The organism is Mammaliicoccus sp. F-M27 (assembly GCF_022387115.1).
GTDB classification, from domain to species: Bacteria; Bacillota; Bacilli; order Staphylococcales; family Staphylococcaceae; genus Mammaliicoccus; species Mammaliicoccus vitulinus.
Genome location: NZ_JAJNIE010000011.1, coordinates 14,537 through 40,989 on the forward strand (window position 1 = coordinate 14,537; position 26,453 = coordinate 40,989).

Below are 26,453 nucleotides of genomic sequence, written 5' to 3' on the forward strand. Positions count from 1 at the left end.
CTCAGTCAATTTTGTATTTAATATTTTTCTTGTTATCGTATCTCTCAATAGCAAGTTCAATTAACTTCGTTATTAATTCAGTATAGCTTAAATTCATATTCTCCCATAATAATGGATACATACTATATTGTGTGAAACCTGGCATTGCATTTGTTTCATTAATATAAATCGTATTGTCTTCTGTTAAGAAGAAATCTGCTCTCACTAACCCTGAACAATCCGTTGCTTTAAACGCTTCTACAGCCATATTTCTTAAAGTAGTAGCTGTCTCTTCATCGATATCAGCTGGAATTTGAAGTTGTACTTTTCCATCTTTGTATTTCGATTTATAGTCATAAAACTGTACGTCTTTAACAACTTCACCAGGTAAAGTTGTTTCTGGATAATCATTACCCAATACTGCAACTTCAATTTCTCTTGCATCAACACCTTGTTCAATTACGAGTTTACGATCAAATTGAAATGCTTCATCAATACCAGAGATAAGTTCTTCTTTATTTGTACATTTACTTATACCAACACTTGAACCTAAGTTAGCTGGTTTTACGAAAACAGGATATTCAAGTTTGTTTTGAATTAATTCAACTATATTATGTTCGTATTTTTCATATTCACTTTTTAAGAAGCTTACATACGGTAATTGAGGTAATCCTCTATGTGCAAATAAATGTTTCATTACTAATTTATCCATTGAACTTGAAGCTGCTAGAACACCGTTACCGACATATGGAATATCTAATACTTCAAATAGACCTTGAATCGTACCATCTTCGCCATTAGGACCATGTAATAATGGGAATACAGCACTATAAGCTTCTCCATCATTACTTACTTCTAATAATTTAGAAATTGGCGTTAATTCATCACATTTTAATTTTAATTGTTCTATATCATTGATCTTTTCATTTATTGATTGATTACTTTTAATCCAATCACCATCATTTGTTATGTATATGATATCAATAATGTATTTTGATGTATCAACAGCATTTATAACATTTTGAGCTGTTAATATTGATACATCGTGCTCAGCACTTTTCCCACCATATATAACACAAATATTTTTTTTAGACATAAAGACGCCTCCATGTAGATTATTAGCCTACATTTTATCACGTTTTGCTCCTTCGATGCACCTATCAACATTACTATTTTAAAAATAAGCATTCTGAGAATAGCAAAATTGTACCACTTTATGTACAATCAAGTTATAATGATAATTATGAAATTCAGCGTTAATTAAAGGAGTCTTTTAATGGAAACTTCTACTCGAACATTAAATAAATCGTTCCTAGAAAGAATTGATTGGCGATTAATTACAATCATTCTTATATTATTCGGAACAAGTTGTTTAATCATCAATTCTGCAATGTCTGGCGGACAATATGAAACAAACTTTCTACTTAAACAAATCTTATACTATGTACTTGGATTTCTTTTAGCAATTGTCTTAATGTTTATTTCACCTAAGACTTTAAGGAAATATGTATGGCTTATTTACATAATTGGTAACTTATCTTTAGTTGGGTTATTAATATTACCAGAATCTAGTTTCACACCTATCATAAATGGTGCAAAAAGTTGGTATAGACTTGGACCTATAAGTCTACAACCATCAGAATTTATGAAGATTATTTTAATAATGGCGCTTGCTAATGTCGTATATCAACATAATCGGTTTACATATAATAAATCTTTATCAAGAGACTTGAACTTACTTATGAAAATTGGTTTAACGTCATTAGTTCCTATGGCATTAATTCTCCTTCAAAATGATTTAGGTACAACACTCGTACTCATTGCGATTATACTTGGTATCGTGATTGTTTCAGGTGTTACGTGGAGAATACTTGCCCCTGTTTTCATTGGTTTATTTGCAATCGGTTCAAGTATTATATTGCTCATGATTTTCAAACCTATTGTGATTGAAAAGATATCTGGTATTAAAACATACCAACTAGGACGTATCAATTCATGGTTAGATCCATATGCATATAGCTCTGGTGATGGCTATCATTTAACTGAATCTTTAAAAGCAATTGGATCCGGACAAATATTTGGTAAGGGGCTTAATAATGGTGAAGTTTACATTCCTGAAAACCATACCGATTTTATATTTTCTGTTATTGGTGAAGAATTAGGATTTATAGGAACTATGGTTGTTCTCATCGTATTCCTAGCATTATTTATTCACTTAATAAAATTGGCTACTACTACAAGCCATCCATTTAATGTGATTTTTATCATAGGATATTTGTCATTTGTGCTATTCCATGTCGTTCAAAATATCGGCATGACAATACAGCTACTCCCAATAACAGGTATACCTCTACCATTTATAAGTTATGGTGGGTCAGCGTTATGGTCTCTAATGGCTGGAGTCGGAATCTTACTATCTATCACTTATCACGAAAAAGATAAATTCACGATAGCTAAAGAAATTACAGAAAACGAAAAAGAATAAAACATAAAAAACGCACCCTCAACTGAGGATGCGTTTTTTAATTCATCATTATATTATTTTAGTTTATTTGTAGCTACGTTAGGTAAGCTACGCATAATTTCTATTCGTGACTTAGTTTCAGTTATGTTAACACCTAATGATGATAAAAGTTTGACCGCATTCTTTACCTTTGATTTAGGTTGTTTCATGGGTACCACCTCTTATTCAATTTAATTACCTTAACTACATTCTACTCTAAAATAATATATTTGACTATAGTTCATTCGGACTATATTGTTATTTTTTTTGTTTAATTTGTTAATTTTTTATAATAATTATAAAAATGATTATACGACTTCATAACCTGCATCAAAAATTGCATTTTCAATATTATCTATGCTAGCAGGATCCTGATACACTACTCTAACTTGGTTATCATCTGGACTTGCTACTACTTCAGTCACACCGATTAATTGTCCAACTGATTCTTCTACTGCTTGTTTACAATGAGCACATGACATGCCTTCAACGTTTATAATTTGTTCTTTCATGTTAAACACTCCTATATATTTATTTGATTTAAGTTCATACCTTTTCATTTAATTATATGCATATGTGTTATAACGGTCAAATACAACCTTTTCAATTTTATTTTAAATGTATTATACTAGTTTAAAGATAAAGAAACGGAGGCATTGATATGAACTACTTATCATATTTTTCATTTGATTTTTCACTCATAGTATCAGTGCTACTTATTACGGCTTTTGTTTTAAACGTCGTATTTGGATTCATTATTATCTTTTTAGAACCGAGAGAAGCTGGTGCAATTTGGGCATGGTTATTAGTACTATTATTTATTCCTATATTAGGCTTCATACTTTACCTACTATTTGGAAGACAGATTCAAAGAAAAAGTATTTTTAACTTAGATGAAAATGATAAAATTGGTCTTGAACATATTATTAATGAGCAAATTAAAGCAATAGATGAAAATAATTTTGAAATTGATAAACCTGAAATATCTAATTACAAACATCTTATTCATATGCTTTTATATAATAATTCAGCATTCTTAACAACAGATAACAAAGTTGAAATGTTTACTGACGGTCATGATAAATTTGATGCTCTGATTGAAGATATTCGAAACGCTAAGGAATATGTCCATATTCAATATTATATTTTCAAAAAAGATAACTTAGGCAAGAAAATCTTAAATGAACTTGAAAAGAAATTACAACAAGGTATAGAAGTTAAAATGTTATATGATGATATGGGTTCTCGTAAATTGAATTTAGCATCATTCAAGAAATTCAGAGAACAAGGTGGCGAAGTAGCGAGTTTCTTCCCATCAAAATTACCTTTGATCAACTTTAGAATGAACAACCGAAACCATAGAAAAATTGTTGTGATAGACGGAAAAATTGGCTACGTTGGTGGATTTAATGTGGGCGACGAGTACTTAGGTCTAGATAAAAAGTTTGGATACTGGAGAGATACGCATTTAAGACTAGAAGGAGATTCTGTTAACGCATTGCAATTAAGATTTATGATGGATTGGAACTCTCAATCGACTCGTGATAAAATGCGCTACGAATCTAGATACTTTCCAGATGTGGAATCTGGGGGAAAAGTTGGTATTCAGATTGCTTCAAGTGGGCCTGATGAAGAATGGGAACAGATTAAATACGGTTATTTAAAATTGATCTCCGAAGCAAAAAAACGTATATATATTCAAACGCCATATTTCATACCTGACTTGTCATTTTTAGATGCCATTAAAATAGCTTCCCTATCCGGTGTAGAAGTAAATGTGATGATTCCTAATAAACCTGATCATCCTTTCGTATATTGGGCTACATACGCAAACGTAGGCGAATTAATTAAAGCTGGCGTAAATGTTCATATTTATGAAAATGGCTTTATACACACCAAAATGGTGGCCATAGACGATGAAGTAGTGAGCATTGGTACTGCGAATATGGATAATAGAAGCTTTGTACTAAACTTTGAAGTGAATGCATTCATTTATGATCATGAAATCGCAAAAAATTCACGACTTGCATATGAACACGATATGACGCATTCATCTTTACTTACTGTTGAAAAATACGAAAACAGAAGTACATGGATTAAATTAAAAGAAGGCATCGCTAGATTATTATCACCAATATTATAAAGTTTAAGCAGATAGAAGCGATTATATATATATCACTTTACTATCTGCTTTTTTAAGGAGAAAAAGATGAATAACGAAGAAATTATTAAAAAAGCAGAAAAATACATTGAGCAGCTACATCAACACGATACAACTGGACATGACTTTAATCATATATTGAGGGTAAGGCATCACGCGTTAGACATTGCGCAATTCGAAGAGGTAGATGTATTTGTTGTTGAATTAGCGAGTCTTTTACATGATGCTGTAGATAAAAAATTATTCAAAGATACCACTACAGCATGGGAACAATTAAACCGATGGATGAATGAGGTGCAAATAAGTTCAGACATTCAAGAAGAAATTATTCATATTCTGAAATTCATGAGTTTTAATGGTGGTAAAAACAATGGGAAATTAACAAGTTTAGCCGGTAAAATTGTACAAGATGCAGATAGAATTGATGCACTTGGTGCGATTGGTATAGCAAGAACCTTTCAATATGCAGGCCACTTTAAAGAACCTATGCATATATCAACTTATAAGCCTAGAGATTTAACTACTTTAGAACAACATCAATATCATGATGAACCGAATACAGCAATTAATCATTTCTATGAAAAATTATTATTATTAAAAGACATGATGAATACTGAAAGAGGGAAACAAATTGCACAAGAACGACATGCATATATGGAAAACTTTCTAGAACAATTTTATAAAGAATGGGACATAACTAAAAAAACAAACTAATCGATATCGATTAGTTTGTTTTACTTTTTATTTCTTTTTGTTTGAAACAAGCTTAGCTGGTTTCTTATCTTTGTTTGCTTCTTTTTGATTTTTTTCGTGTGCTTCGATAATTGGTTTCATTTCTTCTTCTACTTTTTTATTGTAGAACACATTACCTAACCAAGTTTGAACAACTAAGAATGCACCACCGACAGCCCAATATAAACCTAAAGCTGAAGCTGAGATGTATGACATATAAATGATCATAATTGGAGATATGAACATCATCATTCTCATCATGTTCTTTTGTTCATCAGGAACATTTGCATATTTCATTGATACAAATGCTTGCAACGCATAAATAATACCTGCAATGATTGTAACGTAAAGGTCTGGTAAAGTTAAATTAAACCATAAGAAATTAGGATATTCTGTAATCCCACCTTCTGTAGGGTATTTTAATACATAGAACAGACCCATAACGATTGGCATTTGAATGACAATCGGTAAACAACCCATATTCATCGGATTAATACCGTGTTTCTTGTATAAAGCCATCATTTCTTGATTGGCTTCCATTTTTTCTTCTTGCGTACGAGAACGTTTAACTTTCTCTTGAATTGCTTCCATTTCTGGTTTAGCAAGTTTCATTTTTTCACGCATTAATTTTTGATTTTTATACGTCTTCATCATAAATGGGAATAACGCAAAACGAACAATTAATGTTAATACTATAATAGCTAGACCATAGTCATTATTCAAATGAGCACCAAGCCAATGAATGACACTATCCATTGGTTTTACGAATGTATTATAAAAGAACCCATCCCTATTCTCAGGTTTAGAATAATCACAACCAGCTAGCACAACCATTACACCAAATAATAATGGCCACAAAGCTTTTTTCTTCATTTTTCCACCTCTATTGATATACTCACATAAAGGTTATTCTATCATAGAATGATGACAACATAAATCAATATATTAATTTTATTAAAGATTTTTATATTGATTATGAAAGCCCTTCACAGTTTGTTCAATATTTCCACTTCTTGCAATTGCTGAAATTACACTGACACCATTTGCACCAGCATCAACTAAAGGTGCTACATCTACTTCTGTGATGCCGCCTATAGCGACAATTGGTATTTCATTATCAATTTTCCTAAGATTTTTGATTAAATCATACCCACCTTCTTCTCCAGCATCAGCTTTAGAGTTTGTAGAATGTATTGGGCCTGTACCGATGTAATCTACTTCTGTAATATCTGATTGCTGATATTCTTCTCTATTAGCGACACTTAGACCGATAATTTTACCTTTAAATTTTTTTTTAAATTCAGACACATTGCGATCATCTTGACCAACATGTATCCCATCAGCATTTAATTTTACAGATAAATCTACATCATCATTTACTATAAAAGGTACTTCATACTTTTTACATAGTTCAAATAATTCTTTAGCGAGCACTTCTTTTTCTAATCCTTTTTTACTATTTTTTCCTTTTTCACGAAACTGAAACATCGTAATGCCACCTATTAATGCTTGCTCAACGACCTTATATAAATCGCCGTTAGGCAAATCTTGACTTCCTGCTATAAAATATACTTTCAAAGTATTTATATCGAACATTTATTTCACTTCTTTCACATTCTTTTTCTCTGCTACTTGTTCATCTGTTATTATATTTAATTGGTCTATAAAAGCAATTTGGAATGTTCCAGGTAAATGAGCGCCAGGCTGTTGGCTTGCTAACTCACTTGCAATATTATAAGTTGATAAAGCTTCTTCTAAAAGTTCTATTTTTATAGATTTTTCGTTTGATAAAAATGCAGCTACAACAGCACCTAATAAACAACCTCCACCAGTCACTTTAGTCAACATTTCACTACCATTATGCAATTCTATAATTTTATTATTACAAGCAATAACATCTACTTTTCCAGTTAAAATAATCGGTAAATTTAATTGTTGATGTGCTTTTTTGGCGATTTTAACAGCGTCTAAAGAACCATCACTGTCAGTCCCTTTCATCGTCGTATCTTCTTCGATAAGTGCCAATATTTCAGATGCATTACCTCGAATGACATCTACAACTTCATCATTTAATAAAGTTGTACAGAAAGTCTTTCTTAACAGTGATGCGCCTACTGCTACTGGATCTAGAATAACTGGCACACCATGTTCATGCATAATTGCAGCATACTCTTTCATATCATATGCTTTATCTGTTGTAATCGTGCCGATATTAATTAAAAAGGCACCAGCTGCTTTTGAAAATTCTTTTGCTTCATCAGGTTCTTCACTCATAGCAGGACTAACACCTAACGATATTAATCCATTCGCAGTAAAATTCTTAACTACATCATTTGTATAACAAACGATTAATGGACTGTTTTCTCTTATTTGTTTTAGTTTACTCATAATCTAATCCCTCGATTTTTTGATATGCAAAGTGATTTACTGGTCCTCTGCCTTTACCGATTTCAGGTGTGTGTTTAATTGCTAAAGTAATAAATCTCTTTGCTACTTCCACCGCTTCTTCTATGGCATGACCTTTCGCTAACTCCGCAGTTATTACAGCACTGAAAGTACATCCTGTGCCATGCGTATGTTTTGTACTAAATCTTTCACTTGTCCAAGTTCTCATGCCATTATTTGTGAATAAATAATCAATTGCATCACCTTCTAGATGTCCACCTTTTATGACGACTCCTTTAGATCCAATTTCATTTAAGAAAAAGTCACCAGCTTTTTTGATTTCCTCTTCAGTTTGAATTTTAAAACCAGTAATGTCTTCCGCTTCAGGAATATTTGGTGTAACGACAGTAGCTTTAGGTAATAATATTTCCTGCAATTTACGCTTACCTTTATCATCCATCAATGAATCACCACTTTTAGCAACCATTACTGGATCAATAACATATGGCTTACCCGATTGTTCTATAAACGGTTTGATGACGTTCATCATATCTTCTGATGCTATCATACCTGTTTTAATAGCGTGTGGCGCTTCATCATCGAACACACTCTTTAACTGACTTTCTATAACTTCAACAGGTAAATGGTAAACATCTTGAACCCCTAATGTATTTTGGGAAACTATACTCGTTGCTATGGCCATACCATAAACACCAGAAGCTTGAAATGATTTTAAATCAGCCATTATACCTGCTCCACCCGTTGGATCAGTACCAGCTATTGTTAATGCTATGTTTGGTTTTTTCATGTTATTCCACCTCAAATTTATTTTTCAATAATTTATCATGTCTCTACATAGTTATTGTTTACTTCATAAAAAAATGACCTCTTTTGTAAAAAAGAAGTCAATTAAGTGTATAACATACGTTAATTGACTACTTTCCTACGTTGGCATTATCCAAATCAGGTGTTAAGGGACTGATTAATATCATCTCAGCCAACAGGCGCCCCTAGTAGTCATTTATCTATTTAGTTAATTTAAGATTATCAAATTGAAGCTACACGGTCAAATTAAAAAATCGCCTAGGATATTTCCTAGACGATTGGATTAATACATATTAAGTCACTTTAAATTAAAGTGTATGGTTTACCACCAGTTATTTTGAGAACGGAATGCTAATGCAGCATCTACTGAACCATAACGATCTTTTGCATAGTTTAACATACCTTTAGTTTGTTGTTCTACTGAACCAGTTCCCCAACCTTCTTTAGTTTGACCAAGACCTCTGTAGCCATTAGGACTTACAGCATTTGGATTACCACTTGATTCAGGTAAAACGATTGTATTCCACATAGCTTCAGTACCACCTGCAGCTAAGAATTGAGCTTTTGTTGATCCACCAGTGCTAGCTGTTGAAGTTTGAGTCGTTCTAACTTTTTGAGCTGGCTGGTAAGATTGTTGAGCTGGTGCTTGGTAGCTTTGTTGTTGAGCAGGCGCTTTATATGATTGTTGCGCTGGTGCTTTATATGATTGTTTAGGTGCTTGATAGCTTTGTTGTTGAGCTGGTGCTGCAACTTGTTCTTGAGCTTGTTGAACTGGCGCTTGTTGAGCTACTGGCGCTTGAGCTGGCTCAGCTGATTGAGCAGGCGCTTGTAATGATAATTTTTGTCCAACGATGATTAAGTCTGAAGATAAGTTGTTCCATGCTTTTAATTGAGATACTGTTACATCATATTTAGATGCAATTTTACCTAAAGTATCTCCTGAAACTACAGTATATTCTGTAGTTGATGCTGAAGCTGCTTTAGCTTCGTTAACTTTGATGACTTGGTTTGGTAAAATCAAGTTAGATTTTATACCATTTTCTGATTTAATAGCACTTACTGAAGTACCATATTGTTGTGAAATACTAAATAAAGTATCACCAGATTTAACTGTATGAGTTGCTGCATCAGCTGTAGCTGTTACCCCTGTAGTAACTGCAACTGCCGCTGTTGAAACTGCTAATAATTTTTTCATGATTGAATGTTTCCTCCTGTAAGGTTTTCACTTTTTATATGATTTTTACTTTCTAAACTATACCATTTTTTTTATTGTCATAGGTTACAGATATATGAAAAAACATCATTGAATATTACAGTTAGATTACAACAATTTTCAGGCTTTATATATGTTGGAATGCTTATAAAAACTGTTATGAAAGCTTTTATAAAGATTGGGCAAAATTAATTATCAGACAATTTGTCATATAGGTGTAATTTATTATACAATTGTAATCTTTTATGTATCCTTGCTGTCCTACAGCAAGACAGCAAGTTTCGGAATTTAGAATCAAGAATTATATAACTTAGATTGAAGTTTAAAATTGAAGGTATATTACTATGAGGTTGGAACTTTAGGATTGGAAGATGGATTTTCATTATTTGAACTATCTTCAATTTCTTTCATGACTTTTACAACATTACTATATTGGTTGTATATTTCATCATTAATATTATTTTCGTTATTATCTTTAGCAGTATTTTTCGCTCTTAACTTTTCTTTATTAAAATTAGAAGATAGATCGTTAGAATAACTTTCAGCACTTTCACTTATTTCTTCTTTAGACTGAGGGATAATCGATTTACTCGATGCAGGCATATTTAAAAATTTAATCGTCTCGCAAATGATTTCTGTTATATATTGTTTCTTGTCATCTTTAATATATGCACGAGACTGTATTTGCCCCGTTAATGCAACAAGTTGCCCTTTCTTCGTATACTCATGAATGTTATAAGCAAGCTTGCCGAAAGCTTTACACACTATAAAATCTACAGCAATATTACCATCTTTCGTTTTATATCCACGTTCAACAGCTAAACAGAAAGTTGAAATCATAATATCACCTTTTTTGAAATATGCAGGATCTTTAGTCAAACGTCCTACTAATACAGATTTATTTAACATAACCTCACCTCCTTATAGTACTAATATAATAAGATGCATATTTTTCGTCAAAGTCCATAATATTATAATTGAGGTAATAATTTTTTACTTTATTTAGAGATTATTGTTAATTCGATTAAAAGTGCTTTATAATAAGAATCAAAGTTAAACATTCGTATATTTAACTATAAGGGGGATGTTTATGAAGACATTTAAAGCAGTGCGTTTTCAAATTGTAAATGACGAACAAATTACAGAATTCGAATTGTTAGATGGCATTATCATTAATAAAGAAAACAGTGGAACAGGTTGGCTTTTAGAAATCTTAATATCTGATATTCATTATGAACAAATGAAAGAATATCACGATAGTCAAACTTTGCTCGATACACGTGTAGTTATTACCAGACCTTCCAATGACCCAGCTTTATTCGATGCAACAATCAAATATATTGAACAACTTGAAGATACGATTTCTGTTGTATTTGAATGCCACATTTATACTTTAAGACAAGTATATGCTGAAAGATTATTGGAACAACTTATTGATGAAGGACTTACCGGTGATGAACTTAAAACATCTTTTAATAGATTGATGCAATCTAAACCAAAATTGAAAGACGAGAAAAGCAACATATAAAAAAAGAAAGAACAGATAACTGTTCTTTCTTTTTTTATTGATCTACAAGAGCAAAGCTAATTTCACAACTACATGCAATTTCTCCATCGACAGTTGCTTTAGCAGTACCTTTGCCTATTGGGCCTTTAATTTTATTAATTTCTACTTCTAATCTTAAAGTATCACCAGGTGTTACTTGTTTTTTGAAACGACATTTATCAATTCCTGCAAACATAGCTAGTTTACCTTCGTTTTCTTCTAAACGTAACATCGCTACTGCTCCAGTTTGAGCTAAAGCTTCTACTATAAGAACACCAGGCATAACAGCATAATCTGGAAAATGTCCTTGGAAAAATGGTTCATTACCAGCTACTTGCTTAATACCTACACAGCGCTTACCATCTTCTAATTCTACTATTCTGTCTAACAATAGAAATGGGTAACGGTGTGGAATTATTTTTTTAATTTCATTAAAATCATAAATTGTCTCCATTATGAGCTCCTTCCAGTTAAATCAAAGATGTGTTGCCAAGTTTCAGGATTCAATACCCCAAAAGGATTATGAAGTATACCGTATCCAATCATAGTCCCAACAATAAATAACAAAATCATTAATACTAATAATATAAGTAATTTAATCCATAATGGAATAACTCGATGCTCAACTTCTACTCCTTGAATTGTTTCTACTCTATTCTTTTGAATTTTTTCTTTGAAATTTTTATATGGTGACTTTTTTTGTTTATTGTCAGACCTTGATGATTGTGTTTCAGTCATACTAAACCCTCGCTTTATCGTTTAACTTCCCATTATCATTAATACGTTCTACGTCCGCACCTAATGCTTTAAGTTTACCATGAAAATCGACATAACCTCTATCTAAATGTTTAAGTTCTGTAACATTTGTGTATCCATCAGATACTAATCCAGCAAGAATTAAAGATGCACCTGCTCTTAAATCCGTAGCTTTAACATCAGCACCTTGTAATTTGTTGTTTCCAGTAACCATTGCACTTCTTCCATTAATGAAGATATCAGCATTCATACGTTTGAATTCTTCTACATGCATAAATCTGTTTTCAAATACTGTTTCAGTCACTTTACTTGTTCCATTGGCTGTTAATAATAAGGCCATAATTTGTGACTGCATATCTGTTGGGAAACCTGGATGAGGCATCGTTTTAATATCTATTGCTTTTATTTCTCCTGGTACTTGGATGTTCAAACCGTCTTCAATATCTGTGATTTGAACGCCAGCTTCTTCTAATTTAGAAACTAAGCTTGTCATATGTTCTCTAATTGCACCAATAACATTGACATTTCCTCTTGTAATTGCACTAGCAATCATAAATGTTCCAGCTTCGATTCTATCTGGAATAATTGAATGTTCTGCTCCATATAATTGTTGTACACCAGTAATTCTTATCGTATCAGTGCCAGCATCATGTACTTTAGCACCCATTTCATTTAAATAGTTTGCTAAGTCAACAATTTCAGGCTCTCTAGCAACGTTTTGAATTTCTGTTTTACCTTCTGCTAATACAGCTGCCATCATAATATTTTGAGTAGCACCTACACTAGGAAAGTCTAAATAAATTTTCGTACCTTTTAGTCCATTAGGTGTTTTTGCTTCAATAAATCCATTATGAAGTTCAATTTCTGCACCTAATGCTTCAAAACCTTTTAAATGTTGCTCGATTGGTCTAGATCCAATTGCACAACCACCTGGTAATGCAACTCTAGCGTGACCTTCTCTTGCTAATAATGGTCCCATTACTAATATGCTCGCTCTCATTTTACTAACATATTCATAAGGCGCTTCAATTTTCAATTGATTTGATGCATCAACTTTAACTGTATTTTTATCTGCTTCATACTCAACATCAGCATTTAAATGTGTTAGTACTGTATTTATAGTATCTACATCACTTAGTTTAGGTACATTAGTTAATACACTTTGACCTGTGCTTGGTAAAAGTGTAGCTGTTAATATAGGTAGTACTGCGTTTTTTGCCCCTTCGACTACTACTGTGCCATTAAGACTTGCTCCGCCTTTTACGACGATTTTATCCATATAATTATCCTCCAAAAAAAACTTCACTGTTATTTATTTTACAAATGTATATATATATTTAATACACATTTTTCTTGATTCATAAACATCACCAAAACATTATACTACTTTTTTGTTCTTTTTTCATTTATTTATGTAATTTCTAGTAATTATTAGAATAGTAGTTTTAATTGTAGCGAATATTGGAGTATATCTAAAATAAAACGACTTACAGCTGTACCTAATATAATAGATAAAATAATTATAAATGTCTGTGCCTGTGCAACATGATTTTTTTTGAATATATATTCTAATCGAACACCTTGTAAAGCCCAAAATGCCAAACAAACACAAATGACATGTAAAACAAGTCCAATGATGCCTAATTGTCCATAATATTCCATAACAAAAATCCTTTCTATAGTATAAAAAGCTGTCTCATATAGAGACAGCTTAATATATTATCTAAATTTAGCCACTTCAATTCGATTAACTGCACGATGAAGTGCACGTTCAGCACGTCTAAAGTCTACTTCGTCTTGATTGCTATTCAATCGCTCTTCAGCACGTTCTTTAGAATTAATCGCACGCTCTTTATCTATTTCTTCAGCAGTTTCTGCCGATTGAACTAGAACTGTAACTTTATTGGTTCTTACTTCAACAAATCCTTCGGAAACAGCTAAATACTCTGTACCACTTGCTTTGTTTACTTTAACGTATCCAGTTTTTAAAGCTGCAACAGTTGGAATATGTCCAGCCATTACACCCATTTCACCAGTTTCAGTATGTAAAACAACAAGTTCTACTTCTTTTGCTGAGTAAACAGATCCATTAGGAGTGACAACATCTAAGGTAAATGTATTCATTTTCCATTCCTCCTAATTATTATTAGACCTCTACACCCATGTTTTTAGCATTTTCAAGAACTGCTTCAATACCACCGACTAAACGGAAAGCATCTTCTGGGATATGGTCATATTGCCCCTCTAGTATTGCTTTGAAATCTTGTACAGTTTGGCTAACTGGTACATATGATCCTTTTTGACCAGTAAATTGTTCAGCTACATGGAAGTTTTGAGATAAGAAGAACTGGATACGGCGTGCACGTTCAACCGTTTTCTTATCATCATCAGATAACTCATCCATACCAAGGATAGCTATGATATCTTGTAATTCTCTATATTTTTGTAAAGTTTGTTGTACTCGACGTGCAACATCGTAATGCTCATCTCCAACAATTTCAGGAGTTAATGCACGTGATGTTGATGCTAATGGGTCAACTGCAGGATAAATACCCATCTCAGTTAATTTACGTTCTAAGTTCGTTGTTGCATCTAAGTGAGCGAAAGCAGTTGCTGGCGCTGGGTCAGTATAGTCATCGGCAGGTACGAATACTGCTTGAATAGAAGTTACTGATCCTTTATTTGTAGATGTAATACGTTCTTGTAATTGTCCCATTTCAGTAGCAAGTGTTGGTTGGTAACCAACTGCAGAAGGCATACGACCTAATAGTGCTGATACCTCTGAACCTGCTTGAGTAAAACGGAATATGTTATCGATGAATAAAAGAACGTCTTGTCCTTGTTCATCACGGAAGTATTCTGCCATTGTTAAACCAGAAAGTGCTACTCTAGCACGAGCACCAGGTGGCTCATTCATTTGACCGAAGACCATAGCTGTTTTCTTAATAACGCCTGACTCGCTCATTTCATAGTATAAATCGTTACCTTCACGTGTACGTTCACCTACACCTGCGAAAACTGAAATACCACCATGTTCTTGAGCGATATTATTAATTAATTCTTGAATAAGTACAGTTTTACCTACACCGGCACCACCGAATAGACCGATTTTACCACCTTTAATATATGGTGCTAATAAGTCTACTACTTTAATACCTGTTTCAAGAATTTCTACGTTAGTCGTTAAGTCTTCAAATTTAGGAGCTAAACGATGAATTGGGTCACGACGTACACTTTCATCAATTTCTTCACCTAAATCAATTTTTTCGCCTAATACATTAAAAACGCGACCTAATGTTACATCACCAACAGGTACTGATATCGCTCTACCTGTATCAGTAACTTCTTGTCCACGCTTAACACCGTCAGTTGACGCCATTGCTATAGAACGTACTACATCATCACCAAGGTGTAATGCAACTTCTAATGCTAAGTTAAAGCTAGTACCGTTTGGACGGTCTACTTTAACTGTTAAAGCATTATTAATTTCTGGCAATTCACCATGTGGAAATCGTACGTCAATAACTGGGCCTGTAATTTGCGTTACTCGGCCTATTGCCATGTAAATTCCTCCTAATCATTATTCGAGTGCAGCTGCTCCGCCGACAATTTCAGTAATTTGCTGAGTAATTGCAGCTTGTCGAGCTCTGTTATATTGTAATGATAAATCATCAATTAATTCTGAAGCGTTATCTGTTGCATTCTTCATAGCTGTCATTCTAGAAGCGTGCTCACTAGCTTTACCATCTAATAATGCACCATATATTAAACTAATTGTATATTGCGGTAAGATAACTTTTAAAATTGTTTCTTTATCTGGTTCAAATTCATAACCAGCCATCATACTTGAACCTTTACCTGTATCTTCATCAGATAATGGTAAGATTCGTTTAGATTTTACTTGCTGTTCAAGTACACTTACAAAATGACTGTAGTAAACAGTTAATTCATCATAGAATTCTTCGTTAAATAAATCTACAGTTTTTTCAGTTAACGCTTGAACGTTTTTAAATGTTGGTTGATCTGGTAAGCCTACATATTCTTCAACTACATTATATCCTCTAGCTTTGAAGAAATCTCGACCTACTCGACCTACAACAATAATTGCATATTCATCAGCATTGTTGTTGTGTCTTTCTTTTATATCATTTACTACATTTTTTAAAATGTTAGCGCTGTATGGTCCTGCTAATCCTTTGTCACACGTAATAACTAAGTAACCAGAACGTTTTACAGGTCTTTTCTTAAGCATTGGATGTGAGACATCTGTGCTTTTAGAAGCGATTGCCGTTACTGCATCTTGAATCTTATCCATATAAGGTTGAAATGCATGAGTATTCTCTTCTGCTTTACGCAATTTCGAATTCGACACCATATTCATCGCTTTAGTAATTTGACTCGTTTTTTGCGTAGAAGTGATTCTTCCTTTGATTTCTCTTAGTGAAGCCACAATTTCACCACCTTTTATTTAAAGCTTAATATTACTCTACGTGAGATTTATTAAATACTTTTTTGAATGCATCGATTGCTGAAACAAATTTATCATCAGATGGTAATTGTTTTGTTTCACGAATTTCTTTAAATAGATCGCTAGAATTAGCATCAATCCAATTTAAAAATTCATCTTCAAATCGTGTAATATCTCCAACTGGAATATCATCTAAATGTCCTTTAGTTAAAGCATATAAAATCACAACTTGACGTTCTACAGTCAATGGTTTGTTTTGATCTTGTTTTAGAACTTCAACAGTACGTTTACCACGTTCTAATTTAGATTTAGTAGCTTGATCTAAATCTGAACCAAATTGAGCAAATGATTCTAATTCACGATAAGATGCTAAATCAAGACGTAATGTACCTGCAACTTTTTTCATTGCTTTGATTTGAGCTGAACCACCAACACGTGATACAGATAAACCAGCATTAATGGCAGGTCTTACACCTGAGAAGAATAAGTCAGATTGTAAGAATATTTGTCCGTCTGTAATAGAAATAACGTTTGTAGGTACATATGAAGAAATATCTCCTGCTTGAGTTTCAACAAATGGTAACGCAGTAATTGAACCGCCACCTAAATCATCATTTAATTTAGCAGCACGTTCTAATAAACGGCTATGTAAGTAGAATACATCACCTGGGTATGCTTCACGACCTGGTGGACGACGAAGTAATAGTGATAACTCACGATATGCTGCTGCTTGTTTAGTTAAATCATCATATACGATTAAGACATGTTTACCATTAAACATGAATTCTTCACCCATACTTACACCCGCATAAGGCGCGATGTAAAGTAATGGCGCAGGTTGTGCTGCAGATGCAGATACAACAATTGTATAATCAAGAGCACCGTGTCGGCGTAATGTTTCAACAGCAGTACGTACAGTAGATTCTTTCTGACCAATAGCAACGTAAATACAAATCATATCTTCGTCTTTTTGGTTAAGAATTGTATCGATAGCTACTGTTGTTTTACCAGTTTGACGATCTCCAATGATTAACTCACGTTGACCACGTCCAATTGGTACTAATGCATCAATTGCTTTAATACCAGTTTGTAATGGTTCATCAACTGATTTACGATCCATTACACCTGTTGCTGGTGATTCAACAGGACGAGTTTTAGATGTGTTGATTGGACCTAGTCCATCGATAGGTTGTCCTAAAGGATTCACAACACGTCCGATTAATTCTTCTCCTACAGGTACTTCCATAATACGACCAGTACGTTTAACTTCGTCGCCTTCTTTAATACCATCTGCAGGTCCTAAAATAACGATACCTACATTATTTTCTTCTAAATTTTGTGCTAAACCTAAAACGCCAGTATGGAATTCTAATAGTTCGCCTGCCATAACGTCGTTTAAGCCATGAGCTAATGCAATACCATCTCCGACTTGGATTACTGTACCAACATCGGTAACTGACATTTCTGACTCATAGTTTTCAATTTGAGAGCGTAATAAAGCACTGATTTCTTCAGCTTTAATGGCCATCTATGTCACTCCTTAATATTATTTCATTTGTTGAAATGATTTTGATAATTGATTTAAATCATTTTGAATTGATCCATCGTATACTTTTGTACCAATGGATACGCGTATGCCACCAATTAATGCATCATTAACTTGATTTTCTAATATGAGTTTTTTCAAACCCGTTCTTTTAATAAACGCTTTACCAATTTCATCTAATTCTTCATTAGATAACGGATAGACAGATTCAACTTTCATTAAATCTTGGCTATGTACCTGATTATAAATATTTCTATAATCTTCATATATTTCTGGGATTAAAGATAATTTATTATTATTAGCTAGTAAGAATAATGTATTTAATAACGGTTTAGAAACACCTTTAAATACTTTTTCAACAAATTGTTGTCTTTCATCTTTAGCTAATTTAGGATTGCTATCTATTGATCTTAAATCACTTATTTGATCTTTAACACTTATTGTTATTTGATCAAGCTCGTTTAATATGTCATTTGTTAAATTTTGCTCTTCTGCTACATCATATAGAGCTTGGGCATATTTTTGACTAATGTTCGCCATTATTTATCCCCTGCCTCTTTAATGTATTTTTCAACAAGGTCTTTTTGATCTTGTTCAGAGATTTCTTTATTAATTACTTTTGAAGCAATTAATACAGAAAGCTCAGATACACGATTATTGATATCAGAAATAGCTCTTTGTTTTTCTTGTTGAATTTCTGCTTGAGCTGTTTGAACTAAGCCATTCGCTTTAACATTTGCTTCATTAATCATTTGCTCTTGTTGTATTTTTGCTTGATGTTTAGCATCGTCAAGAATTGTTTGCACTTCTTCTTGAGTTTTTTTAAGTAAATCTTTGTTTTCTTCTTCTAATTTTTTAGCTTTTACTTTTGCATCGTGAGCATCATCGATATCTTTATTGATTGAGTTTTCACGCTCGTCCATGATAGATTTTAATGGTCCCCAAGCAAACTTTTTTAATAAAGCTAACAAGACGATAAATGTGACTAATGTGAACAAAGCTGTTCCCCATTCGACACCGCCACTTGCTGCACCTAAAACTAATACGTTTTGATCCACTGCCAATTACACTCCTTTCATTGCAATTCAAGATGTAAAACATCTCATAAATGAATGGCGAAATCCTTTTAAGGTAGACTCCGCCTGTTCTGAAAATATGTTAAATTATTTATTCATTACCATGAATGCTACTACTACTGCAATGATAGGAAGGGCTTCAACTAAACCAACACCGATAAACATTATTGTCATTAATGGACCACGTGCTTCTGGTTGACGTGCAACACCTTCTACTGTTCTTGATACGATAAGACCGTTACCAATACCTGCTCCTAATGCTGCTAAACCAATCGCGATTGCTGCTGCTATTACACCTAAACTCATTATAAATTTCCTCCTAGAATTAAAAATATTAATTGTTTTTTTAAATTATATATTAATGATCGTCTGCCACTTTATGAGACATATAAACCATTGATAACATTACGAATATGTAAGCTTGAATTGACCCGATGAATATTGAGAATCCTTGCCATACTATCGCTGGTAAAATTGCTCCGAAAAGACCAAGTGCGCCTCCTGTAGCTAATGTTGCTAATAAACCTAGTAATACTTCACCTGCAAATATATTACCGTATAAACGTAGACCAAGCGTTAATGTTGAAGCGAATTCTTCAACAATTTTGAAAGGGACCATGAATGCCACAGGTTGTACGAATGATTTCAAGTACGCCCCTGTTCCACGCATTTTAACACCATAATAATGTGTTAGTAGAACCATCAATGTCGCTAATGTTAGGGTAACTGTTGGATCTGCAGTAGGTGATTTCCACCATAATGTATGCCCAACAACAATTGAGAATGGTAACCCTAGCATATTTGATACAAATATGAAGAATATTAATGTAACTGCCAAGAAGTGGAATTTCCCTCCGTCTTTCCAAGCCATATTACTTTGGATAATGCCTTTTACAAAGTCAAATATCCATTCAATAAAATTTTGAGCACCAGTAGGTCTAACTTTTAGGTTCCTAGTACAAAAAACAGCTATTCCGAAAACGATTACGGCAGTAACGACTAACATTAACATACTCGAAAGATTGAATAGTAAATCAAATCCTCCTAAATTGATGGACCACATAGGTGATTCGTGTTCCATATCTTCACCTCTTTTCACAATTTTAATTATTTAATCGAGACTTTTTAACGACCTAAACATAATTAACACATATGCAATCATAAGTCCTACTAAAATCCCGATAATATCAACGATTAGTGGATATTTAAGCCAAAAACAACATGCAACAATAGTCACAAGATATCTGACCCAGTTTCCTGTTGATAATTGTAATGATTCAGCATTTTTTGCTCGATTGAGGTAAACTTCCCATGAAAACAAGTTAACAGCTGATGCTATTGTTCCAATAATAAGCCCTAAAACGAACTCATGTTTCAAGAAGAAATACACTACAAATAGAATAATTATGAAGAAAATAAAATACTGTAAATAAGACTTAAAAAAGCCCTTTATATCAAACATTCTGCTGAAACTCCTTAAATAAGTGTTATATCTTTGAAAACCATTTCATCACACAATTTTCATGATAATATAGTGGCTCTATAGTGTCAATGCTATGACAAAAATAGAAAACAAATTTTTGTCATTCATTTGTCACAGAATTGACACAAACCACCACTTTTATTATTTTGTTTTAAATGGTTCTGGTGCTTCAGTCAAAATATCAAAATAATATTTAATATTTTCACAAATTCTCTTAGATGCTAAGCCATCACCATATGGATTTTGAGCAATACTCATTCTCTCATATAATGCTTGATCTGTTAACAATGCTTTCGTTTCTTTATAAACATTGTCTTCCTCTACTCCTACAAGCTTCAACGTACCAGCTTCAACACCTTCTGGTCTCTCAGTTGTATCTCTTAATACAAGAACTGGTTTACCCAATGAAGGCGCCTCTTCTTGTACACCACCTGAATCTGTAAGGATTAGATGAGAGTTTGCAGCAAAGTTATGGAAATCAATAACTTCTAAAGGTTCAATCAATTCTATACGTTCATGATCACTTAAAATTTGATTGGCAATACTTCTAACTTTTGGATTTTTGTGCATTGGATAAACAACGACAACATCTTCATGCTCTTCAACAATTTGTCTAACAGCATTAAAGATATTTTCCATAGGTTTACCAATGTTTTCACGTCTATGCGCAGTTAATAACACGATACGTTTACCTTCATGACGTTTAATAATATCACTTTCATAACCGTCACTTACAGTAGTTGATAACGCATCAATCGCTGTATTTCCTGTAACAACAATAGATTCGTCATTTTTATTTTCTTGAAGTAAATTATGTTTAGACTGATCAGTTGGTGAGAAGTGTAAATCAGCAAGGACCCCCGTCATTTGTCGATTCATTTCTTCTGGGAATGGAGAGTATTTATTCCAAGTTCTTAACCCTGCTTCTACATGACCAATGGCAACTTCGTTATAAAAAGCTGCTAAACTGCCTGCAAAAGTAGTTGTTGTATCTCCATGTACCAATATCATATCTGGCTTCGCTTCTTGAATAACACTTTCTAGCCCACCTAATACTCTTGATGTTACTTCTGAAAGTGTTTGCCCTTGTTTCATAATATTTAAATCATAATCTGGTGTTATATCAAATGTCTCTAGAACTGAATCTAGCATTTCTCTATGTTGCGCTGTTACAACTACAATAGGTTGTAGCTCCGGATCATTTTTTAATTCTAAAACTAAAGGTGCCATTTTAATAGCTTCAGGTCGCGTACCAAATATCGTCATAATTTTCTTCATTGTAATAAAATCCTCCTATTATTATTTAGTGCCAAATAATCGATCGCCAGCATCACCTAAACCAGGTATGATATATGCATGGTCATCTAATTTTTCGTCTAATGCAGCAATATAAATATCTACGTCATCATGTGCTTCTTGTAATGCTTTAACCCCTTCAGGTGCAGCAATCAAGCCCATAAAACGTATTTTATTTGCTCCACGATTCTTTAATGATTGAATCGCTTCGATTGCTGATGCACCTGTAGCAAGCATAGGATCTACTACAATAATTTCACGTTCTTCAATATCTTGTGGTAATTTCACAAAATATTCTACCGCTTCTAACGTTTCAGGATCACGGTATAAACCTACGTGACCAACTCTTGCAGCTGGTACAAGTTTCATAATACCGTCTGTCATACCTAATCCTGCACGCAAAATAGGTATAAGCGCTAATTTCTTACCGGATAATCTTTGAGCTTTCATCTTAGTTACTGGTGTTTCAATTTCGACATCTGTCGTTTCGAAATCTCTCGTAACTTCATATGCCATTAGCATACCTACTTCGTCGACAAGCTCTCTAAACTCCTTAGTGCCAGTTTTTTGATCACGTATATAACTCAGTTTGTGCTGAATTAACGGGTGATCAAAAACATGTACTTTACCCATAAGTCTAGCCTCCATTAAATATTTATTTGTTGTAAAGTGGGAATTTAGAAGTTAATGATAATACACGTTCATGTGCTGTTTTCAATGTTTGTTCATCTTCAGGGTTTTTAAGCACTAACGCTATAATTCTACCCACTTCTTCAATTGCATCTTCATCGAATCCACGTGATGTAACAGCTGGTGTTCCAAGACGAATACCACTTGTTACGAAAGGCTTTTCTTGATCAAAAGGTATCGTATTTTTATTACATGTTATACCTACTTCATCTAAAGCATTTTCAGCTAATTTGCCTGTAATACCAAGTGAGCCCTTAACATCTACACAGATTAAATGATTATCAGTACCTCCAGAAACTATACGTAAACCTTCTTCTTCTAGAGTCGCTGCTAATTTTTGAGCATTCTTAATTACTTGTTTTTGATATTCCTTAAATTCTGGTTTTAATGCTTCACCGAATGAAACAGCTTTACCAGCGATAACATGCATTAATGGACCACCTTGTATTCCTGGGAAAATCGTTTTATCAATTTCTTTAGCATACTCTTCTTTACAGAAAATCATGCCCCCTCTTGGTCCTCTTAATGTTTTATGCGTTGTTGTTGTAACAAAGTCAGCATATTCAATAGGATTTTGGTGTAAACCTGCTGCTACTAAGCCAGCGATATGTGCCATATCTACCATTAATTTAGCGCCAACTTCATCTGCTATTTCTTTGAATCGTTTAAAATCAATTTGTCTTGGGTAAGCAGATGCTCCGGCAACAATTAATTTTGGTTTTGATTCTTTTGCTACTTTTAAAATTTCATCATAGTCGATTTGTTCATTTTCTTTTGAAACACCGTACTCAACAAAGTTATATAATTTCCCACTGAAATTAACTTTTGCTCCGTGAGTTAAGTGTCCACCATGACTTAAGTTCATTCCAAGTACAGTATCACCAGGCTCTAAAGCTACAAAGTATACAGCCATATTCGCTTGTGATCCTGAATGAGGTTGTACGTTAACGTGATCTCCACCGAAAATAGCTTTAGCTCTATCACGCGCTAAATCTTCTACGATATCAACATAGTCACAGCCACCATAATAACGACGACCTGGATAACCTTCTGCATATTTGTTAGTTAATACAGAACCTTGAGCTTCCATTACTGTTTCAGAAACAAAGTTCTCTGATGCTATAAGTTCAATATTATTATTCTGTCTATCAAACTCTTTTTCCATTGCTTTGAAAAGTTCTTTGTCTTGCTTTTTAATTAATGACATGTACAATCCCTCACTTTTAAGAATTTAATACTTTGCTCTTGCGCCACCAATTAATTTGGGGCGACTTTTAGCTACTGTAACAATAGCTTCTCCAATACATTTAGTTTCAATGGATATTGGCACTGCGACGTGCTTTAAATGCATACCAATCAGAGTTTGACCAATATCAATGCCTTTATCACATTGAATATGTTCAACAACAACTGGGTCTTTCATATGTTGATATGCATAAGTTGATAAGCTTCCTCCAGCGTTTACTTGAGGTACGACAGAAACTTCAGTCATAGAGTGCGCATCGAATAGTTCACGTTCAATTGTTATAGCACGATTAATATGTTCACAACCTTGAAACGCAAAATGAACACCTGTCTCTTTATGTATCAATTCAAGACTATTAAACAACTCTTTTGCTATGTCCATTGATCCATTCGATCCAATTTTAGAACCTCTAATTTCTGACGTTGAACAGCCAATGATGCATAATTCATTCTTGTTAAAGAATTCAATTGATTTAAGTTCGTCCAATAATTGTTTTAAATGCTCTATCATGAACAACCGCCTTCAATCTTATCTATGCGTCTTTGATGTCTTCCGCCTTCGAATTCACTAGTCAACCATGTTCTGACGATGAGAAGTGCTAAACCTTCGCCTATAACACGTTGGCCCATTGCTAATACGTTAGAATCATTATGCTGTCTCGTAACTTCTGCGGTAAAAACATCATGCACAAGTGCACAACGAATCCCCTTTACCTTATTCGAAGCGATAGACATACCAATTCCAGTTCCACAAATCAAAATCCCTTTATCAAATGAGCCATCTGCAACACTTTCTGACACTGGTCTTGCATAATCGGGATAATCTACTGACTCACCTTCATGTGTACCAAAGTCTTTATATTCAATGTTCATTTCATCAAGTAAACGTTTTATTGCTTCTTTGTATTCAAAGCCACCGTGGTCTGCTGCAATAGCTACTTTCATCTTCCCACCTCCCAAATTGTTTATACTATAATATTATAACTTATTTTCAATGTGTGTTATAGCAATTCTTCAAATTATTTAAATTCTTAACTGCTCTGTAATAATTCCTTAATGAGCATACTTAGTTCTTCGTAGGTGTTTTGATAAATATTTTGTGGCTGCCCATAAGGGTCCAAGACATCTCCTTTTTCACCTTTCACATAGTGTTTTAAGGCATGAATATTTTCATGTGTGAATTGAGACTCTAAAATCGATTTGTGTGCTTCAGTCATAGTGAGTATTAAATCTGCATCTAAATCCTCTTCAGAAAATTGTTGAGCCGTTCCAGGAACTGGCAAATTATTAGTCACTATTATTTCCATAGATTGCATTGAAATGGGCGTGCCATTAAAAGCAGAAATACCTCTTGATTGAATATCATAATTTGGCTTTAAATCTTTAGCAATGGCTTCAGCTAATGGACTTCTACATGTGTTTCCTGTACAAACAAAAACTATTTTCACAATTCATCTTCCCCTTTAATATTATGACCACTTGCTTTATCAATTCTATTCATGAGTGCAACAGTATTTTTATTTCTATTGTATCCACTAATATATATATGGTCTATATCTGTAAGTTGGTCGGCAATTCGCAATGCATCATATAAATCATGATGTGCGCCTCTTATGTCGTTTTCATCATTTCCTAGAGGGATGAAAATCATTTCTTCTGAAATAAATGATTCAATGCTCTTAGGTCCTATAACAGCTATTTTATGTTCTTTTATCACTGAACTTATTATAGGTTTAGTAATACCCCCTTCAACTAAAGTTACAGGTTGCGTAGGTGCGTAATGTTTATACTTCATTCCAGGAGCAATCGGCTTATCCATATCTATTTTTGTATCTACTACGCTGTATGGTAATACTTTATTGATCATCTCAGCTGTTATTGATCCAGGTCGTGCAATTTTAAATGGGTAACTTGTACAATCTATTACAGTACTTTCAATCCCTTCATCTATATCATCAGCTTGAATGATCCCAAAAATTCTACCATCTAAATCATGTTTCACATGTTCAAATTTTGTAGGAGAAGGTCTACCACTAATATTTGCACTTGGCGCAGCAATTGGTAAATGCGTCAAGTGAAGTATTGCTCTACCGATAACATGGCTCGGCATACGTACTGCAACAGATTTTAAACCACCTGTTACGCGGTCACTTAAGAAGCCTGATTTATAAGGCACTATAAATGAAATAGGTCCAGGCCAAAAAGCATCCATTAATATTTCTGTTTCTTTTGATATGTTCTGAGTAAAATCATCCAATTGAGATTTATCGTGAATATGAACAATCAAAGGGTTATCAGACGGTCTACCTTTTGCTAAATATATTTTTTCAACTGCTTGTTCATCTTTAGCGTTTGCACCTAAACCATATACTGTTTCAGTAGGTAATGCGATAAGCTCATTTTGATGATATCCCTCTACAATTTGATTGATTTGTGGATAACTTTGTAAGTTATGAACATACTTACGCACATCCCAAACATATGTTTCCAAGACGATTCTTCCCTTCTCTAAAGCGTTTATTATATGCAAATAAAAGTTATCCACATAA

33 protein-coding genes and 1 riboswitch are annotated in these 26,453 nt (G+C 33.5%); of the genes, 4 read left to right on the forward strand and 29 right to left on the reverse strand.

What is annotated here, in order from left to right:
- Position 1: 1 nt before the first annotated feature.
- Complete coding sequence (locus tag LQ598_RS10670; protein ID WP_016910952.1) at positions 2–1,075, reverse strand: D-alanine--D-alanine ligase; 1,074 nt, start codon at positions 1,073–1,075, stop codon at positions 2–4.
- A 180-nt stretch (positions 1,076–1,255) separates the two neighbouring features.
- Here LQ598_RS10670 and LQ598_RS10675 point away from each other — a divergent pair, with 180 nt between their 5' ends.
- A complete protein-coding gene (locus LQ598_RS10675) occupies positions 1,256–2,464 on the forward strand; it encodes an FtsW/RodA/SpoVE family cell cycle protein (RefSeq protein WP_107559193.1) in 1,209 nt (402 codons plus the stop codon).
- Between the two features lie 53 nt (positions 2,465–2,517).
- On the opposite strand, the gene LQ598_RS10680 is transcribed toward LQ598_RS10675, so the two are convergent.
- Entirely contained in the window at positions 2,518–2,652 is a 135-nt protein-coding gene (locus tag LQ598_RS10680) for an Lmo0850 family protein (protein ID WP_016910954.1), read from the reverse strand.
- Between the two features lie 138 nt (positions 2,653–2,790).
- On the reverse strand, positions 2,791–2,994 hold the full coding sequence (locus tag LQ598_RS10685) for a copper ion binding protein (protein ID WP_016910955.1): 204 nt from the start codon (positions 2,992–2,994) through the stop codon (positions 2,791–2,793).
- A gap of 149 nt (positions 2,995–3,143) precedes the next feature.
- Between LQ598_RS10685 and cls the strand changes: the two genes are divergently transcribed.
- A complete protein-coding gene (cls, locus tag LQ598_RS10690; protein WP_016910956.1) occupies positions 3,144–4,625 on the forward strand; it encodes a cardiolipin synthase in 1,482 nt (493 codons plus the stop codon).
- A 66-nt stretch (positions 4,626–4,691) separates the two neighbouring features.
- Positions 4,692–5,357, forward strand: coding sequence for an HD domain-containing protein (locus LQ598_RS10695; RefSeq protein WP_016910957.1), 666 nt, complete (start codon positions 4,692–4,694; stop codon positions 5,355–5,357).
- A 27-nt stretch (positions 5,358–5,384) separates the two neighbouring features.
- Here the strand turns inward: LQ598_RS10695 and yidC are convergent, their stop codons facing one another.
- From yidC to LQ598_RS10725, 6 genes are all read right to left on the reverse strand, one after another.
- Entirely contained in the window at positions 5,385–6,248 is an 864-nt protein-coding gene (yidC, locus tag LQ598_RS10700) for a membrane protein insertase YidC (protein WP_016910958.1), read from the reverse strand.
- A gap of 81 nt (positions 6,249–6,329) precedes the next feature.
- Entirely contained in the window at positions 6,330–6,971 is a 642-nt protein-coding gene (gene thiE, locus LQ598_RS10705; RefSeq protein ID WP_239745500.1) for a thiamine phosphate synthase, read from the reverse strand.
- A complete protein-coding gene (gene thiM, locus LQ598_RS10710) occupies positions 6,972–7,763 on the reverse strand; it encodes a hydroxyethylthiazole kinase (RefSeq protein ID WP_107559195.1) in 792 nt (263 codons plus the stop codon).
- Entirely contained in the window at positions 7,756–8,568 is an 813-nt protein-coding gene (gene thiD, locus LQ598_RS10715) for a bifunctional hydroxymethylpyrimidine kinase/phosphomethylpyrimidine kinase (RefSeq protein ID WP_107559196.1), read from the reverse strand. The genes thiM and thiD overlap by 8 nt, the downstream gene beginning before the upstream one ends.
- A gap of 115 nt (positions 8,569–8,683) precedes the next feature.
- Positions 8,684–8,782: riboswitch (TPP riboswitch) on the reverse strand.
- Between the two features lie 125 nt (positions 8,783–8,907).
- On the reverse strand, positions 8,908–9,780 hold the full coding sequence (locus LQ598_RS10720) for an aggregation-promoting factor C-terminal-like domain-containing protein (protein ID WP_192977951.1): 873 nt from the start codon (positions 9,778–9,780) through the stop codon (positions 8,908–8,910).
- Between the two features lie 360 nt (positions 9,781–10,140).
- Positions 10,141–10,707 (reverse strand): single-stranded DNA-binding protein, encoded by a 567-nt coding sequence (locus tag LQ598_RS10725; RefSeq protein WP_107559198.1) that lies wholly within the window; start codon positions 10,705–10,707, stop codon positions 10,141–10,143.
- Positions 10,708–10,888: 181 nt separating this feature from the next.
- Here LQ598_RS10725 and LQ598_RS10730 point away from each other — a divergent pair, with 181 nt between their 5' ends.
- Positions 10,889–11,326, forward strand: a complete 438-nt coding sequence (locus LQ598_RS10730) for a YwpF-like family protein (RefSeq protein ID WP_016910964.1) — start codon at positions 10,889–10,891, stop codon at positions 11,324–11,326.
- A gap of 34 nt (positions 11,327–11,360) precedes the next feature.
- Here LQ598_RS10730 and fabZ read toward each other — a convergent pair whose 3' ends face one another.
- From fabZ to LQ598_RS10830, 20 genes are all read right to left on the reverse strand, one after another.
- Positions 11,361–11,798 (reverse strand): 3-hydroxyacyl-ACP dehydratase FabZ, encoded by a 438-nt coding sequence (gene fabZ, locus LQ598_RS10735; protein WP_016910965.1) that lies wholly within the window; start codon positions 11,796–11,798, stop codon positions 11,361–11,363.
- Entirely contained in the window at positions 11,798–12,082 is a 285-nt protein-coding gene (locus LQ598_RS10740; RefSeq protein WP_107559199.1) for a DNA-directed RNA polymerase subunit beta, read from the reverse strand. The genes fabZ and LQ598_RS10740 overlap by 1 nt, the downstream gene beginning before the upstream one ends.
- A 1-nt stretch (position 12,083) precedes the next feature.
- On the reverse strand, positions 12,084–13,379 hold the full coding sequence (murA, locus tag LQ598_RS10745; RefSeq protein WP_239745501.1) for a UDP-N-acetylglucosamine 1-carboxyvinyltransferase: 1,296 nt from the start codon (positions 13,377–13,379) through the stop codon (positions 12,084–12,086).
- Positions 13,380–13,531: 152 nt separating this feature from the next.
- Entirely contained in the window at positions 13,532–13,762 is a 231-nt protein-coding gene (locus tag LQ598_RS10750) for a DUF1146 family protein (protein ID WP_016910967.1), read from the reverse strand.
- A gap of 57 nt (positions 13,763–13,819) precedes the next feature.
- Positions 13,820–14,224 carry a F0F1 ATP synthase subunit epsilon gene (locus LQ598_RS10755; protein WP_016910968.1) on the reverse strand — a complete coding sequence of 135 codons (405 nt, stop codon included), beginning with the start codon at positions 14,222–14,224 and terminating at the stop codon, positions 13,820–13,822.
- A gap of 22 nt (positions 14,225–14,246) precedes the next feature.
- Entirely contained in the window at positions 14,247–15,662 is a 1,416-nt protein-coding gene (gene atpD, locus LQ598_RS10760; RefSeq protein WP_103322377.1) for a F0F1 ATP synthase subunit beta, read from the reverse strand.
- A gap of 18 nt (positions 15,663–15,680) precedes the next feature.
- Positions 15,681–16,550, reverse strand: a complete 870-nt coding sequence (gene atpG, locus LQ598_RS10765; RefSeq protein ID WP_107559200.1) for an ATP synthase F1 subunit gamma — start codon at positions 16,548–16,550, stop codon at positions 15,681–15,683.
- Between the two features lie 31 nt (positions 16,551–16,581).
- Positions 16,582–18,096 carry a F0F1 ATP synthase subunit alpha gene (gene atpA, locus LQ598_RS10770; RefSeq protein WP_107559201.1) on the reverse strand — a complete coding sequence of 505 codons (1,515 nt, stop codon included), beginning with the start codon at positions 18,094–18,096 and terminating at the stop codon, positions 16,582–16,584.
- Between the two features lie 18 nt (positions 18,097–18,114).
- Positions 18,115–18,654, reverse strand: coding sequence for a F0F1 ATP synthase subunit delta (locus LQ598_RS10775; RefSeq protein WP_016910971.1), 540 nt, complete (start codon positions 18,652–18,654; stop codon positions 18,115–18,117).
- Complete coding sequence (locus LQ598_RS10780) at positions 18,654–19,178, reverse strand: F0F1 ATP synthase subunit B (RefSeq protein ID WP_026023175.1); 525 nt, start codon at positions 19,176–19,178, stop codon at positions 18,654–18,656. Before LQ598_RS10780 ends, LQ598_RS10775 begins: the two co-directional genes overlap by 1 nt.
- Positions 19,179–19,277: 99 nt before the next feature.
- Positions 19,278–19,496: a F0F1 ATP synthase subunit C gene (gene atpE, locus LQ598_RS10785; RefSeq protein ID WP_016910973.1), complete on the reverse strand. Its 219-nt coding sequence runs from the start codon at positions 19,494–19,496 to the stop codon at positions 19,278–19,280.
- 52 nt (positions 19,497–19,548) lie between these two features.
- On the reverse strand, positions 19,549–20,271 hold the full coding sequence (gene atpB / locus LQ598_RS10790) for a F0F1 ATP synthase subunit A (protein WP_016910974.1): 723 nt from the start codon (positions 20,269–20,271) through the stop codon (positions 19,549–19,551).
- 30 nt (positions 20,272–20,301) lie between these two features.
- Positions 20,302–20,652, reverse strand: a complete 351-nt coding sequence (locus LQ598_RS10795; RefSeq protein WP_016910975.1) for an ATP synthase subunit I — start codon at positions 20,650–20,652, stop codon at positions 20,302–20,304.
- Positions 20,653–20,814: 162 nt separating this feature from the next.
- On the reverse strand, positions 20,815–21,951 hold the full coding sequence (gene wecB, locus LQ598_RS10800; RefSeq protein WP_016910976.1) for a non-hydrolyzing UDP-N-acetylglucosamine 2-epimerase: 1,137 nt from the start codon (positions 21,949–21,951) through the stop codon (positions 20,815–20,817).
- A 21-nt stretch (positions 21,952–21,972) separates the two neighbouring features.
- The gene (gene upp, locus LQ598_RS10805; protein ID WP_016910977.1) at positions 21,973–22,602 is read right to left on the reverse strand and encodes a uracil phosphoribosyltransferase; all 630 of its coding nucleotides are present in this window, start codon (positions 22,600–22,602) and stop codon (positions 21,973–21,975) included.
- A 22-nt stretch (positions 22,603–22,624) separates the two neighbouring features.
- Complete coding sequence (locus LQ598_RS10810; protein WP_107559202.1) at positions 22,625–23,866, reverse strand: serine hydroxymethyltransferase; 1,242 nt, start codon at positions 23,864–23,866, stop codon at positions 22,625–22,627.
- Positions 23,867–23,890: 24 nt separating this feature from the next.
- On the reverse strand, positions 23,891–24,412 hold the full coding sequence (locus LQ598_RS10815) for a TIGR01440 family protein (RefSeq protein WP_103322393.1): 522 nt from the start codon (positions 24,410–24,412) through the stop codon (positions 23,891–23,893).
- On the reverse strand, positions 24,412–24,849 hold the full coding sequence (gene rpiB / locus LQ598_RS10820) for a ribose 5-phosphate isomerase B (RefSeq protein WP_016910980.1): 438 nt from the start codon (positions 24,847–24,849) through the stop codon (positions 24,412–24,414). The genes LQ598_RS10815 and rpiB overlap by 1 nt, the downstream gene beginning before the upstream one ends.
- A gap of 86 nt (positions 24,850–24,935) precedes the next feature.
- Positions 24,936–25,352 carry a low molecular weight protein arginine phosphatase gene (locus LQ598_RS10825; protein ID WP_107557038.1) on the reverse strand — a complete coding sequence of 139 codons (417 nt, stop codon included), beginning with the start codon at positions 25,350–25,352 and terminating at the stop codon, positions 24,936–24,938.
- Positions 25,349–26,395, reverse strand: coding sequence for an L-threonylcarbamoyladenylate synthase (locus LQ598_RS10830; RefSeq protein WP_107559203.1), 1,047 nt, complete (start codon positions 26,393–26,395; stop codon positions 25,349–25,351). The genes LQ598_RS10825 and LQ598_RS10830 overlap by 4 nt, the downstream gene beginning before the upstream one ends.
- Between the last annotated feature and the right edge of the window lie 58 nt (positions 26,396–26,453).